Below are 13,050 nucleotides of genomic sequence, written 5' to 3' on the forward strand. Positions count from 1 at the left end.
GCGATGTTGCAGGTCACAAGCGATCAATGGTTATACTGGCTTAACCTCTACTTCTGGCCGCTGTTACGTGTACTGGCGCTGATCTCTACCGCACCGATCCTCAGTGAACGCACGGTTCCCAAACGGGTAAAGCTGGGGCTGGGGTTTATGATCACTCTCATTATCGCCCCTTCACTCCCGGCGAATAATGTGCCTGTTTTTTCCACCGAAGCCTTATGGCTCGCCATGCAGCAAATCATGATCGGCATTGCGCTAGGGTTTACCATGCAGTTTGCCTTTGCTGCGGTGCGTACGGCGGGGGAATTCATCGGTCTGCAAATGGGTCTCTCTTTCGCCACGTTTGTTGACCCGGGCAGCCGCCTCAATATGCCGGTACTCGCCAGAATCCTCGACATGCTCGCCATGCTGCTGTTTCTTACGTTTAACGGCCATCTGTGGCTGATTTCGCTGCTGGTAGACACCTTCCATACGCTGCCTATCGGCGGCGACCCGGTCAACAGCAATGCGTTTCTGGCGCTCGCCCGGGCAGGTGGGCTGATCTTCCTCAACGGACTCATGTTAGCCTTGCCGGTCATTACGTTACTGCTCACCCTCAACCTGTCGCTCGGGCTATTAAACCGTATGGCTCCGCAGTTATCCGTATTTGTTATTGGCTTCCCGTTAACCTTATCCGTCGGCATTTTGTTAATCGCCGCGCTCATGCCATTAATTGCCCCTTTCTGTGAACACTTATTCGGTGAAATTTTCAATTTGCTTGCTGATATCGTTAGCGAAATGCCGACAACCAATAACCCATAATTTTTATCCTGTCTTACTAAGGATTTTCCTAAATTTAAAATCTAAAAACATCTACCAGGATATATCTGCTGCGCTTTATTTGTTTTTACCTTACTCACATAACATAACATTTACTTTACTTTGAGAAGATTCCTGGCAAATTATACGTAACTTTACGGGATAGTAAGTTCGCCTGAAAACAGCGAAAGCGTCATCTTAGGTCACTATTATTGTTCCGTTGGGTTGTGATGAGATATTCAGGTAAGGGGAATTATCGTTACGCATTGAGTGAGGGTATGCCATGTCAACGATTATTATGGATTTATGCAGTTACACCCGGCTAGGTTTGACCGGGTATCTGGTAAGCAGAGGGGTGAAAAAAAGGGAAATCAACGACATTGAGACCGTTGACGAACTCGCCATCGCTTGTGACTCACAGCAGCCTTCTGTGGTGTTTATTAATGAGGACTGTTTCATCCATGATCCATCTAACAGTCAGCAAATAAAGCAGATCATTAATCAGCATCCCAACACGTTATTTATTGTTTTTATGGCAATTGCTAATGTGCATTTTGATGAATACTTATTAGTAAGAAAAAACTTATTGATTAGTTCAAAATCAATTAAGCCCGATTCTCTGGATGATATTCTTGGCGATATTCTGAAAAAAGAGACGGATATTGTAGGAGTAGTAAATTTACCTACGTTATCTTTAAGCCGTACTGAATCCAGTATGCTGCGAATGTGGATGGATGGACAGGGAACAATACAGATTTCAGATCAAATGAATATCAAGGCAAAGACGGTGTCATCCCACAAAGGGAATATTAAACGGAAGATAAAAACGCATAATAAACAGGTTATCTATCATGTCGTGCGGCTGACGGATAACGTGACAAACGGAATTTTTGTTAACATGCGATGAGGCCCCCTGACTGGTGGATATTCCACCAGTCAGGGTAAAAGCGACAAAATCACATTACTCTGTTTTTTCCACAAAGATCCCATCCTGATGGCCTGACTCATTGAAGAACCAGATACCGAGCGGGTAGTCTTCCAGCGAAACCAGGTACATCGTGCCTTCACTAAACTCTTCAACCGCCAATACCACGCCTGGCCGACGAGGGCCGCCGTCTGTTTTGACTGTTACCCGATCATTCACCTTCATCAATTATCCTCCTGTGGCTTTGTGCCAGTGTAGAACAAATTCCTTTTTCTGGCAGCGTCTGCCGCGCGTGATTGCTGGTTTTCTCAACGGTCTATACTTACAGATGCCACGGTTAAATGAGGTACTGAAGATGAAAACCGCGAAAGAGTACAGCGAAACGGCCAAGCGCGAAGTCAGCGTTGATGTTGACGCCCTGCTCGCGGCGATCAATGAAATCAGCGAGAGCGAAATTCATCGCAGCGCTGATGATCCTGAGAAGGTCAGTGTGGATGGCCGCGATTATCATACATGGCATGAATTAGCGGATGCGTTTGAACTCGATATTCATGATTTTAGCGTCACGGAAATCAATCGCTGATCTGGGGTGAAAAAAATCCCGGCTCGCAGAGCCGGGATCAAACTTGCTTATGCAAGAAGCACTTGAAAATTCGTTACACCAGAAAATCTGATGTGCGTTTTACCTTATCTGCAATTTTTTTGTATGACAAGCAAATATTTCTCGCAGAAATGATTAATACAGCTAATGGTTCAGCGTGTATCAGGCGACGGCGCGGGATGGTCGTCACGGACACAAACCTGATTGCGCCCGGCCTGTTTTGCCAGATACAACCGGCGATCCGCCAGCGACTGCAACTGTTCAAAATCGTAGTCTCCGTTCTCCTGCGCCCCGCTTACGCCCAGCGATGCACTAATGCGCAGGGTCGTGCCTTTTGCGATCAGGATTTCTTTGTCGTTCACGCGCTGGCGTATCCGCTCTGCGATCTGTGCTGCCTGCACCAGCGTCGTCCCCGGTAAGACAATACAGAACTCTTCGCCGCCTACGCGCCCGGCAAGGTCATGCGAACGTATTGTGCCGCTAATAAGCCCGGCGGCATGGGAGAGCACCCGGTCTCCCGCCTGATGGCCGAAACGGTCATTGACGCTCTTAAAGTGATCCAAATCGATCTGAATAACGGAAAACGGCTGTCGCTGCTCATGGCAGCGCTGTATCAGTACGCGCGCCCTCTCAAACAATGCGCCACGGTTATACAGCCGCGTCAAAGGATCGTGCCAGGCCTGCCATTGCAGGGAACTTTGCAGCACAAACATATTGCTGACCATCTTGCGGATAACAACCCATGAGATGAGCAACATCATCGTGAAAAGCGCCCACAGGAGACCAAGCGCAATACTGATACTGCCAAAAGCCCCCTGCACGCCTTCTCTCAGGGTATGAACACGCAAAAGCACGCCATCGAAATGATCCAGCCTTTCCCAACTGATATAGCGGCTGCCCATACGGATACCACCATGCGTATCATGTTCGATGTCATTCGCGAGCAACGCCAGTTCAAGGTCATCAAAGGTATTAACCTGACGCTTTTCCGGCGTTGAGGTCGCCAGTAGCCTGAGCTGATAGTCGTAGAGCTGGTACTCCCCTTCGGAATCTTTTTCGACCGCATCCTCCAGGAAACGCTTCATGGATGACACGGGAATATCCATTGCCAGCACGCCATACCAGTGTCTTTCGTTATCCAGCGACAGGCTCACGGTGACTTTTTGTTGCACTTCACCGCCCGGCACCGGCGAGCTAAACCAGCGCACGCCGCGCGCTGAATTTTGTCGTTGGGATTGCCCGCTGAACCAGGGTTGGATCACATACTGGTAATAGCGGGACATAATGTCGCCGCCATTGGTTGTGGGTTCAGTTGAGACATAAAAGCCTGAACGCGAAACATACATTGTCCGCTGCGCCAGCATGGTAGAAGAATGCGCCAGCCGTAACAAATACCCCAGTTCCAGCGCGGCGCTTAACTCGTTTGCCAGCGCATCGTTATCCCGCGTGAGAAGCGTTGTACGGTTAACAAACGCGTCAGAGACGCCGTTAAGCGGTAACGTTCGCCGTCTGTCTAGCTCCAGTTGCCAGAAACTTTTGCCGCGCAGTTGCGCAAATTGCGCCACCGCATCGTGCAGGTCGGCAAAATCGAGCGGCGTGACCAGCGCTTCATACATACCGTTGCGCAGAAACAAGAGTTTATCCACGCTGAATTGCAGCTGTCTGTCCAGCACATTAGCGACGTTTTCCAGATGGTTACGTTGACTGGCCCGGTATGCCGACTCCAGCACGACCACTTCACGCCAGGTCAGCAATGTTGAACAAATCATCACAACCAGAAAACAGATATTTACGACATGGCCTGGCCCAAAGCGTCGTGCTAACGTTCTCAGCCAGCTCCAGTTTCCTGGCGTTGTTTCATGCGGCACCTGACGGCTCCCTACTTTTATTCCTGAACTATGTGTCGCGACTCAACGGCTATTTTCTGGGGTAACAAAACGCCCGGCATTAACCGGGCGTTCCTTTATCAGACATCTTCCCGCAACCGCCTGCCATCACCGGGCATAAGTTCATTCTCGTGGAATGCTTCCCGTTTGACGCCAAAACCGTCATACCAACGGCACTCCACCATGCCGCTGGAATAACCGGTTACGATCATGCGTGGACCACCTTCTTTTGCGATAACTTCCTCACTGACAAAAAAGACCATACCTGCCTCCTGTATCCAGTGAAACTTTTTCACCTTAGACGACGATGGCCTTTTTTGCATAATCCGGCGAGGCATAAATTAGTGCGAACCACCGCGAACGTTGGCAACAGTTTTTACCAGCCCTACCACCACGCTGCCGATGATGAAACCGAGCACCAGATTAATCAACATGGGAAGCGTGAGCGCAATAAGACCATTCTGCTGCTGAGCAAAATGGTCGATCGCGTGGTGTAATGGCGCGATGCCGTGCACCACGATCCCGCCCCCCACCAGGAACATCGCGAGTGTGCCGACAATGGACAGCGCCTTCATAAGCCAGGGCGCCGTAACCAGTAGCCCTTTGCCCACCGCCTGAGCCAGTACGCTGCGTTTTTCCGCCAGCCAGTACCCCATGTCGTCCAGTTTTACGATAAGTCCCACCAGACCATAAACGCCAATCGTCACCACCAGCGAGATACCGGACAACACCAGAACCTGATTGAGCAACGGCGCATCCGCGACAATTCCCAGCGTAATCGCGACGATCTCCGCAGAAAGGATAAAGTCGGTGCGCACGGCCCCTTTCACTTTCTCCTTCTCAAACGTGAGAGGATCTTGTGCGGCGATCGCGGCCAGACGCTGCTGACGCGCCTCCGGGCTCTCTTTGTGCTTTCGGGCCTCAAGCGTGTGTAAAACTTTCTCTACGCCTTCAAAACAGAGAAAAGCGCCCCCAATCATCAACAACGGTGTAATCGCCCACGGGATAAAAGCGCTGATCAGCAGCGCCAGAGGCACCAGGATGACCTTGTTGATCAACGACCCTTTCGCCACGCTCCAGACGACCGGCAGTTCGCGGTTCGCCCGCACGCCCGTCACCTGCTGCGCGTTTAGCGACAGATCATCACCCAATACGCCTGCCGTTTTTTTCGCGGCCAGTTTTCCCATCATCGAGATATCATCCAACAGCGTGGCGATATCATCGAGCAACGTCAGCAAACTACTTCCTGCCAAAATAAATCCCTCAATATTTTTCTTTTGAAGAGGTAAGTATGAAGTAAAAAACGTAATGCCGAAACGGGTAGCAATCGTCAACAAAAATTTAACAAAAGAGTGCAATTATAACGCTCGCCAGCGCGATAGTTTTGACGTTTACTATGTTGCACCTTTTTATTTCCGCCGTGAGGGATTATGCGTTTCAGGCAGTTACTACCACTTTTTAGCGCACTCTTCGCGCTGTATATCATTTGGGGTTCCACGTACTTCGTTATTCGTATTGGCGTTGAGAGTTGGCCGCCGCTGATGATGGCGGGCGTCCGTTTTCTGTCTGCGGGGATTTTGTTAACAACATTCTTACTTCTTCGTGGGCATAAACTGCCCCCTTTGCGTCAATTACTCAATGCCGCGCTGATTGGCATTCTGCTGCTGGCGGTGGGGAACGGTCTGGTTACCGTAGCGGAACATCAGGATGTACCGTCCGGCATCGCCGCCGTGGTGGTCGCGACGGTCCCACTCTTCACGCTGTGCTTCAGCCATTTCTTTGGCATTAAAACGCGAAAACTGGAGTGGACAGGCATCGCCATCGGCCTGGCGGGGATCATCATGCTCAATAGCGGCGGAAATTTGAGCGGCAACCCCTGGGGCGCGCTGTTGATCCTGATTGGCTCGATGAGCTGGGCATTCGGCTCCGTGTTCGGCGCCCGCATCGCGTTGCCGACAGGCATGATGGCCGGAGCGATTGAAATGCTGGCTGCCGGTGTTGTGCTGATGTTCGCTTCCTTTATCGCCGGGGAAAAGCTGACGACGATGCCGACGCTCTCCGGCTTCATGGCGGTAGGTTATCTGGCGCTATTCGGTTCCATTATCGCCATTAATGCCTATATGTATTTGATCCGTAATGTCAGCCCGGCGCTGGCGACCAGTTACGCCTACGTCAACCCGGTAGTGGCGGTGTTGCTGGGAACAGGTCTGGGGGGAGAAAGCCTTTCTTCCGTCGAGTGGCTGGCATTAGGGGTAATTGTTTTCGCTGTCGTCCTGGTGACGCTGGGGAAATATTTGTTTCCCGCCAGACCCGCGACCGCAGCGAGCGAATCGGAAAAATCACTCCAGTAAATGAATACCCTGCGTGTCGATCTGCGCGGTGGGGCCACCGCCGCAGATCCACTCTTCAAGCCGTTCCGCCAGTGCGGCGTCGCTGAGTTTCAACCGGCCACGCAAAGCACACTCCCAGACAATCAGCACACGCCAGCCAAGCTCGCGAAGCCTCAGCATGTCTCGCCGATCGCGCTCCACATTTTTACCGATTTTGTTCAGCCAGAACTCGGTACGCGTGGCGGGAACTTTGAACAGGTGGCAGTCATGATGATGCCAGAAACAGCCGTGCGTGAAGATAACGCAGCGATACTCATCCACGACAAAATCCGGGCGTCCGGGCAACGTGGCGTCCTGCACATGAAACGCCATCCCCTGCTCCTGCAACAGAGCGGCAAGGCGTTTTTCTATCGCCGTATCGCGCGTGGCTATCGCCCGCATATTCTTGCTGCGCGTCGCCTTATCGTGTACGTCCGCCATGCTGGCTCTCTTTCTGGCGCAATGTAACGGCCTGTTTAATTCTCGACTCCAGCAGTTTTGCTACTGCGGCAAATGCCGGAACCACGACGGAGTTACCAAACTGACGGTAGGCCTGGGTGTCTGAAACGGGAATGCGGAACTGATATCCCTGCGGCGATTCAAATCCCATTAACCGCGCGCACTCTCTGGGCGTTAACCGGCGTGGACGGTGCTGCTGATTCACCGGATCATCGAAATTCGCCTCTCCTGCGGCCATATCCCAGCCACGGTCAATCAGTATCTCCGCGCCATCTTTATAGTAACGCGCCGACAATGTGCGCGTTACGCTGCCGGGATTCGCAGGATAGACCATTCCATAGCCAAAACCGTTACCCCGGGCCTGATGCTTTTTCGCGTAGCGGTACAAATACTTCCACAATACCGGCGTCAGCACATATTTCGCTTCAACCGCCGGTTCAAGCAGTTCCGCCAGCGTGATGCGCTGCTGCGGATAGCGGGTGGCAATATCCCGCAGCGTAAAATCGGTTTTCAGATTAAGATCGCGGCGGAACCCCACCAGCACAATCCTCTCCCGATGCTGGGGTAAAAAATGGCGGCCATCAATAATTTTCGGGTCGTCCGGCCCGTTATCCGCAGCATCAGCGACGTCATACCCCAGTTCGTCAAGCGTTTGCATAATGATGCGAAACGTTTTTCCCTGGTCGTGGCTTTTCAGGTTTTTGACGTTTTCGAGCACAAAAATCGCCGGGCGTCGGGCGTCAATAACCCGTACGACATCGAAAAAGAGCGTCCCCTGCGTATCGCAGGCGAAACCATGCGCCCGTCCCATCGCGTTTTTCTTTGATACCCCTGCCAGAGAGAATGGCTGGCAGGGAAAACCGGCCAGTAGAACATCGTGCTCCGGTATGTGCTGGCGAATATGCTCCGCCGCTTCGCTATCGCTCACGCCGTCGCGGTGGCTCAGCGTAATATCGCGAATATCTTCATTGAAATGATGCCGTTGTGGATCGCAGTAATAATTGGCTTTATAGGTGCGTACCGCGTGTTTATTCCATTCGCTGGTAAACACGCACTGCCCGCCTATCGCTTCAAAGCCACGGCGAATTCCGCCGATCCCGGCGAAGAGATCGACAAAACGAAAGGCATAATGCGGATGGTGTGCCGGAGGCGTTGGCAACAATGTCCTGAGGTGCGTATATTCGCTCTCGCTCAGACGATGCCACGCCGTTGCGTTCGCCACGACGCGTTTAAAAATAGCCGGGCTCCAGTGGTTCTCCCCAACGCCATTCAGATACGCCACCAGCGTTTTCACATCATAGATTTCCAGCAGTTTGCCCAGCAGCGCCTGTACGGCAGCCCCGGCATTGTCCGTCATCAGATCCTGGAAACCTGTTACTGAAAGATTTTCCTGCATACATTTAACCGGCGAAATTGATATTCGACAGGTTAACACAAAATGAACGCGTTTACGTTTTGGGTATGGTCGCTACTTATCGCGGCTAAAAGCCTGAATTACCGTCTGATCCAACGTGTCGTACTCCCCCCTTAGCTCCGCGCTTAGCTTCGCCATCCAGGTCACCAGGAAGTCGGCGTTATGCTCTGCCAGCAGCTTTCCCCGCGCGGTTTGCATGGTTTGCGGCAAGGTCAGAAGTTTTGTCTGAAAATGGTCGAGGGCGAATTGCTTATCGTTAAGCGGGCGACGTTGCGCGAAGGGATCTTCAGCATCAAATAGCGAAACGCCCAGCCCGCCGGAAACGGCAAACACGCGCGCCAGACCGATTGCGCCCAGTGCTTCAAGCCGGTCGGCATCCTGCACAATCTTCGCCTCGCTGGTCATTGGCGCAATGTGGGCGCTAAAACTGTGCGCCTCAATCGCATGACTGACTGCCGCTAATTTCTCTTCAGGATACGCAGGGAAATCGTTCATTAATATGCGACGTGCCGCGTCAGCGGCCAGCACGGATGAACGATGGCGATCGGGATGATTTTTCGGCAGGCTGACGATATCGTGGAAATAACACGCGGTCAGCACAACAAGCCAGTCAACATCCTCGTCCGTCGACAGCTTTTGTGCCGTTCCCCAGACGCGACGAAAATGAAAAATGTCATGGGCGCTATCCTGCTCGTGGTGATTTTTGCCCAACCACGCTTCGAACTGCGATTGCCAGTAGTGTAAATCCACGCTGCCTCCTCTGAATCAGAAAGCAACATTAGCAATATTCCACCTTGTCTTCACGCTCAATGATTACGGAAGGAGGTATCAGACAGGTTGACGAAAGCAATAAATGGAATAAAAAGAAAATCAGAACGACGTTAAAATAGCGTTAATTACGATAAAACATTCACAAAATAAATTCCAAAAACGCAAATCATAATTTATTAAAAGAAAAACATAATACAGTTAAATATAAAGCAATAAATACATATTAAATTATTTATAATCACACCCAAGGAAACAATTAGAAATATTTTAAATACATTTGTTACATGTAATATTTAAAAAAGAATGAACTTCCTGGAATAGTATTCAACAGTGATCTTCAGGATTCGATCACTTATTCATATCAATTATTATTATAGGGAATACATAATGAAAAGAAAAGTTCTGGCGATGCTTGTCCCTGCTCTATTAATTGCAGGCGCTGCAAATGCGGCTGAAGTGTATAATAAAGACGGCAATAAACTGGACCTGTACGGTAAAGTTGATGGCCTGCGTTATTTCTCTGACGATGCAGGCAGCGACGGCGACATGTCCTATGCCCGTCTGGGTTTTAAAGGCGAAACGCAAATTGCCGAGCAGTTAACCGGTTACGGTCAGTGGGAATACAACATTCAGGCCAACGGTACTGAAGGTGATAAAGGTGACTCCTGGACTCGTCTCGGCTTCGCCGGTTTAGGTTTTGGTCAAAACGGTACTTTCGATTACGGTCGTAACTACGGCGTGGTTTACGACGTAGAAGCCTGGACCGATATGCTGCCAGAATTCGGCGGCGATACTTACACTCAGACTGACGTTTATATGTTAGGCCGTACTAACGGCGTAGCAACCTACCGTAATAACGGCTTCTTTGGTCTGGTTGATGGTCTGAACTTTGCGCTCCAGTATCAGGGTAATAATGAAGGCACCGGTTTTGGTCAGGAAGGTTCCGGCAATAGCGCAGGTCGCAAGCTGGCCAAAGAAAACGGCGACGGCTTCGGTATGTCCACCTCCTACGACTTCGACTTCGGTTTAAGCCTGGGTGCGGCATACGCCAATTCCGATCGTACCGATGCTCAGGTTGCTCGTGGTTACGGTGACGGCATGAACCAGCGTAATAATTATGCTGGTGGCGATAAAGCTGAAGCCTGGACCGTTGGTGCTAAATACGACGCCTACAATGTTTATCTCGCCGCCATGTACGCTGAAACCCGTAATATGACTTACTATGGCAATGGCGACAGCGAACTTAATGGCGGTATCGCCAACAAAACGCAGAACTTTGAAGTTGTTGCACAGTATCAGTTTGATTTCGGTCTGCGCCCGTCTATTGCCTACCTGCAATCTAAAGGCAAAGATTTAGGTGGTCAGGAAGTAAGACACGGCAACTGGCGTTACACCGATAAAGATCTGGTGAAATATGTTGATGTGGGTATGACCTATTACTTCAACAAAAATATGTCCACCTATGTTGATTATAAAATCAACCTGCTGGATGAAGACGATAGCTTCTACGCAGACAACGGTATCGCAACCGATGATATCGTAGCCGTCGGTCTGGTTTACCAGTTCTAATATTCATTAGATACTGCACTAAGCCCGCATAATGGAATAATTTCATGATGCGGGCTTTTTATTATCACGCGCGCCCTTTAGACCAATATGCCATAAAGTTAATCGCTTTGTGCTCGACGCCACGCTCGCCAATTAAATGGCGGCGCAGCAGTTTGACGACGGTGGACTCTGCGGCCACCCACCCATAAAACGCCGTGCTGCTGGTCGTGGCCTTATCCCAGAGAAGCTCCCCTTCGGCTTCTTCTTTCACCGTATCCACCGTATCGGGATGGCGACTTTCGGGTACTCTGGCATGCGTTTTCACGGCCTGAATCAGGCATTCACCGTGCTTCGCCGCTGCGGGGTTACGCGGCAACCAAAAAATGTCGGCGAACTTAAACTCGCTTAAATTCGCGCAGTCGCCCTGTTCAGGAACTTCAAAGAACGCCTGAACCTGTGGCGGATTGGTCTGTCTCGCCAGCATCTCAAGGATACCGCGCGCGGCGGGGAGCGCCGTCTCATCAGCAATGATTAACGCATTCCGCAGTCCCTGGGGAGGCGTCCATTCATAGCCGCCGCTGTCTTCAGCATACGCCGCGTCAGGCGCCACCATCTGAATGGCGTCGCCGGGTCTGGCGTTAATCGCCCATGCCGAAGCCGGTCCTTCTGTACCATGATTGATAAATTCCACGGTGACCTCCTGGCGAACAGGATCGACATGTCGCAGCGTATAGGTACGGATAACCGGGCGCTTCGCTTTTGGCATCCCCAGTACAAGCTGATACCAGTGCCCTTCGGCAGGCAACGACGGCGGCGTACCGTCTTCAGACGGAAACAACATCTTAATGCGCTGATCCGGCGAGTCGCATTTCATCTGCGCCACCTCCTGCCCGCTGAAAACCAGGCTCAGCAGCGAAGGAGAAACCTCCGTCTTACGCGCCAGTTGAACGTTGAACAGGCGGTAGCCCTGAACTCCAGCCATAACTTTTCCTTACGCTTAAATCGCGGAATGACGTGAACGGTAGCGGCTGCGCCAGATAAAGCCAGACACCACGGTAAATAACACAGCGACGAAAAAAGCCGCCACAATCAGCGCCGCTGCGGCGCCGGTTTTCGACACCAGCGGCACCAGCAATGCGCAAAGCCCATAGCCAAGCGTGTGGCTGGTCGCGATCCAGCCCGCGCCCGCGCCGTCTGTCAGCTTATCATTCAGTAAAAGCTGATAAGCGGGTGTTGCCAGAGCAGCCCCAAACGACAGCACCGCACAGCCGAGGTAAAACAACCATAGCTGTTCAGCGAGCATTATCGCCAGGCCACAAATCATCAGCGCTCCAGCACTCAAAAGCAGCGCCATCGGCGTCAGGCGCTGCGGGCGGAGCACCCCGAACTGTGCGATAAGCGCGGCAACTGCGGCCAGCCCTAACAGCCACGCCACCTGATGGCTAATAGCGGCGGTATCCGTGGCGAACTGGCGAGTAAGGGCGGGCGAAAGACCAAGCTGCATCATGCTCACCGCCGCGGCTAATAACAGCGCGCAAAGCAGATAAGGCAGGCAATCCAGCCTCAGGCTGGCGCTCTTGCGCTCCGCTGCGGGCTGCGGTGGCGTGCCAGGCAACCGCAGCAGCATCACCAGCGCCAGCAATGGCGCTGCCATCAGCAGCCCCATCGGCGCCAGAGGATGAATTACCAGCATCGCCGCCGCGCACAACGGCCCGAATAGTCTGCCGCAGCTCAAGCCGGAGCTAATGGTTGCCAGAGCGACCATGCGATTCCCTTCCCCCGCTCTCTGCAATGCCCAGACCTGACAGGCTGGCACCATCGCCGACACGGTAAGCCCGTAGGCGATCCGCGCGATGATTAATATTCCCAGCCCCACCGCTGTTGTTACGGCACCGGTCGCCATCAGCATGCTTCCCAGCCCAAGCAGAGTAAAGCTTGCGCCGTATCCCCCCAGTGCCCACAGCACCACAGGCTTACTGCCCACACGGGCAATTTGCTTTCCCCACCACGGGGAAGACGGCAGGAACAGCATTGAGCCAAGCATCAGCAAAGCCGCCCAAATCGACAGGCTCAGGTTTGTCTGAATCACCAGTACAGGGATCGCGACCAGCAGGCCGTTTTGCCCGACACCGAGTAACCCCGCGCTGAACGCAAGCGGCCAGCAGGACAATGGTTTTTGCGGCGTTTCCGCGCTCTCAAGAGACGTCACGATGTTGCAATTCCATGTATTAATTGTGTTTATTTGTAAAATTAATTTTACCGATTCTAACAATTGTTATTGA

At 51.9% G+C, this 13,050-nt stretch carries 14 protein-coding genes; 5 read left to right on the plus strand and 9 right to left on the minus strand.

Going from position 1 to position 13,050, the window contains the following annotated elements; translation table 11 throughout:
- Positions 1-3 precede the first annotated feature (3 nt).
- Both fliR and rcsA read left to right on the plus strand, forming a co-directional pair.
- On the plus strand, positions 4-798 hold the full coding sequence (gene fliR / locus OGX84_RS09740) for a flagellar biosynthetic protein FliR (RefSeq protein ID WP_112001980.1): 795 nt from the start codon (positions 4-6) through the stop codon (positions 796-798).
- Positions 799-1,078: 280 nt separating this feature from the next.
- Positions 1,079-1,702, plus strand: a complete 624-nt coding sequence (gene rcsA, locus OGX84_RS09745) for a transcriptional regulator RcsA (RefSeq protein ID WP_047462896.1) — start codon at positions 1,079-1,081, stop codon at positions 1,700-1,702.
- A gap of 54 nt (positions 1,703-1,756) precedes the next feature.
- Here rcsA and dsrB read toward each other — a convergent pair whose 3' ends face one another.
- Entirely contained in the window at positions 1,757-1,945 is a 189-nt protein-coding gene (gene dsrB, locus OGX84_RS09750) for a protein DsrB (protein ID WP_012131894.1), read from the minus strand.
- 130 nt (positions 1,946-2,075) lie between these two features.
- On the opposite strand from dsrB, the gene yodD reads away from it, so the two are divergent.
- The gene (gene yodD / locus OGX84_RS09755) at positions 2,076-2,303 is read left to right on the plus strand and encodes a YodD family peroxide/acid resistance protein (protein ID WP_024130232.1); all 228 of its coding nucleotides are present in this window, start codon (positions 2,076-2,078) and stop codon (positions 2,301-2,303) included.
- A 170-nt stretch (positions 2,304-2,473) separates the two neighbouring features.
- Here the strand turns inward: yodD and dgcQ are convergent, their stop codons facing one another.
- From dgcQ to OGX84_RS09770, 3 genes are all read right to left on the minus strand, one after another.
- Positions 2,474-4,189: a cellulose biosynthesis regulator diguanylate cyclase DgcQ gene (gene dgcQ, locus OGX84_RS09760; RefSeq protein ID WP_110494109.1), complete on the minus strand. Its 1,716-nt coding sequence runs from the start codon at positions 4,187-4,189 to the stop codon at positions 2,474-2,476.
- 98 nt (positions 4,190-4,287) lie between these two features.
- On the minus strand, positions 4,288-4,470 hold the full coding sequence (locus tag OGX84_RS09765) for a YodC family protein (protein ID WP_024130230.1): 183 nt from the start codon (positions 4,468-4,470) through the stop codon (positions 4,288-4,290).
- Positions 4,471-4,548: 78 nt separating this feature from the next.
- On the minus strand, positions 4,549-5,460 hold the full coding sequence (locus tag OGX84_RS09770; RefSeq protein ID WP_112002100.1) for a DUF808 domain-containing protein: 912 nt from the start codon (positions 5,458-5,460) through the stop codon (positions 4,549-4,551).
- 177 nt (positions 5,461-5,637) lie between these two features.
- On the opposite strand from OGX84_RS09770, the gene yedA reads away from it, so the two are divergent.
- Positions 5,638-6,558 (plus strand): drug/metabolite exporter YedA, encoded by a 921-nt coding sequence (yedA, locus tag OGX84_RS09775; protein WP_115614226.1) that lies wholly within the window; start codon positions 5,638-5,640, stop codon positions 6,556-6,558.
- Here the strand turns inward: yedA and OGX84_RS09780 are convergent.
- From OGX84_RS09780 to OGX84_RS09790, 3 genes are all read right to left on the minus strand, one after another.
- Positions 6,547-7,017, minus strand: a complete 471-nt coding sequence (locus OGX84_RS09780) for a very short patch repair endonuclease (RefSeq protein ID WP_012131886.1) — start codon at positions 7,015-7,017, stop codon at positions 6,547-6,549. The genes yedA and OGX84_RS09780 overlap by 12 nt on opposite strands.
- Positions 6,998-8,431 carry a DNA cytosine methyltransferase gene (locus OGX84_RS09785; protein ID WP_115625668.1) on the minus strand — a complete coding sequence of 478 codons (1,434 nt, stop codon included), beginning with the start codon at positions 8,429-8,431 and terminating at the stop codon, positions 6,998-7,000. Before OGX84_RS09785 ends, OGX84_RS09780 begins: the two co-directional genes overlap by 20 nt.
- A gap of 72 nt (positions 8,432-8,503) precedes the next feature.
- Positions 8,504-9,199, minus strand: a complete 696-nt coding sequence (locus tag OGX84_RS09790; RefSeq protein ID WP_049010001.1) for a phosphohydrolase — start codon at positions 9,197-9,199, stop codon at positions 8,504-8,506.
- A gap of 408 nt (positions 9,200-9,607) precedes the next feature.
- On the opposite strand from OGX84_RS09790, the gene ompC reads away from it, so the two are divergent.
- Complete coding sequence (gene ompC, locus OGX84_RS09795; RefSeq protein WP_012131883.1) at positions 9,608-10,789, plus strand: porin OmpC; 1,182 nt, start codon at positions 9,608-9,610, stop codon at positions 10,787-10,789.
- A 64-nt stretch (positions 10,790-10,853) separates the two neighbouring features.
- On the opposite strand, the gene OGX84_RS09800 is transcribed toward ompC, so the two are convergent.
- Together OGX84_RS09800 and OGX84_RS09805 are read right to left on the minus strand one after the other, a co-directional pair.
- On the minus strand, positions 10,854-11,750 hold the full coding sequence (locus OGX84_RS09800) for a siderophore-interacting protein (protein WP_219936893.1): 897 nt from the start codon (positions 11,748-11,750) through the stop codon (positions 10,854-10,856).
- A gap of 15 nt (positions 11,751-11,765) precedes the next feature.
- Positions 11,766-12,977, minus strand: a complete 1,212-nt coding sequence (locus OGX84_RS09805) for an MFS transporter (RefSeq protein WP_110494104.1) — start codon at positions 12,975-12,977, stop codon at positions 11,766-11,768.
- Positions 12,978-13,050: the final 73 nt, after the last annotated feature.

Origin of the sequence: Citrobacter sp. CK202, from assembly GCF_030333225.1 — a bacterium.
In the GTDB taxonomy this organism is placed as follows: Bacteria; Pseudomonadota; Gammaproteobacteria; order Enterobacterales; family Enterobacteriaceae; genus Citrobacter_B; species Citrobacter_B koseri.

Coding starts and splice junctions, on each gene's coding strand:
- fliR (WP_112001980.1), top strand. CDS start 4: ATGTTGCAGGTCACAAGCGATCAATGGTTATACTGGCTTAACCTCTAC.
- rcsA (WP_047462896.1), top strand. CDS start 1,079: ATGTCAACGATTATTATGGATTTATGCAGTTACACCCGGCTAGGTTTG.
- dsrB (WP_012131894.1), bottom strand. CDS start 1,945: ATGAAGGTGAATGATCGGGTAACAGTCAAAACAGACGGCGGCCCTCGT.
- yodD (WP_024130232.1), top strand. CDS start 2,076: ATGAAAACCGCGAAAGAGTACAGCGAAACGGCCAAGCGCGAAGTCAGC.
- OGX84_RS09765 (WP_024130230.1), bottom strand. CDS start 4,470: ATGGTCTTTTTTGTCAGTGAGGAAGTTATCGCAAAAGAAGGTGGTCCA.
- yedA (WP_115614226.1), top strand. CDS start 5,638: ATGCGTTTCAGGCAGTTACTACCACTTTTTAGCGCACTCTTCGCGCTG.
- OGX84_RS09780 (WP_012131886.1), bottom strand. CDS start 7,017: ATGGCGGACGTACACGATAAGGCGACGCGCAGCAAGAATATGCGGGCG.
- OGX84_RS09785 (WP_115625668.1), bottom strand. CDS start 8,431: ATGCAGGAAAATCTTTCAGTAACAGGTTTCCAGGATCTGATGACGGAC.
- ompC (WP_012131883.1), top strand. CDS start 9,608: ATGAAAAGAAAAGTTCTGGCGATGCTTGTCCCTGCTCTATTAATTGCA.
- OGX84_RS09800 (WP_219936893.1), bottom strand. CDS start 11,750: ATGGCTGGAGTTCAGGGCTACCGCCTGTTCAACGTTCAACTGGCGCGT.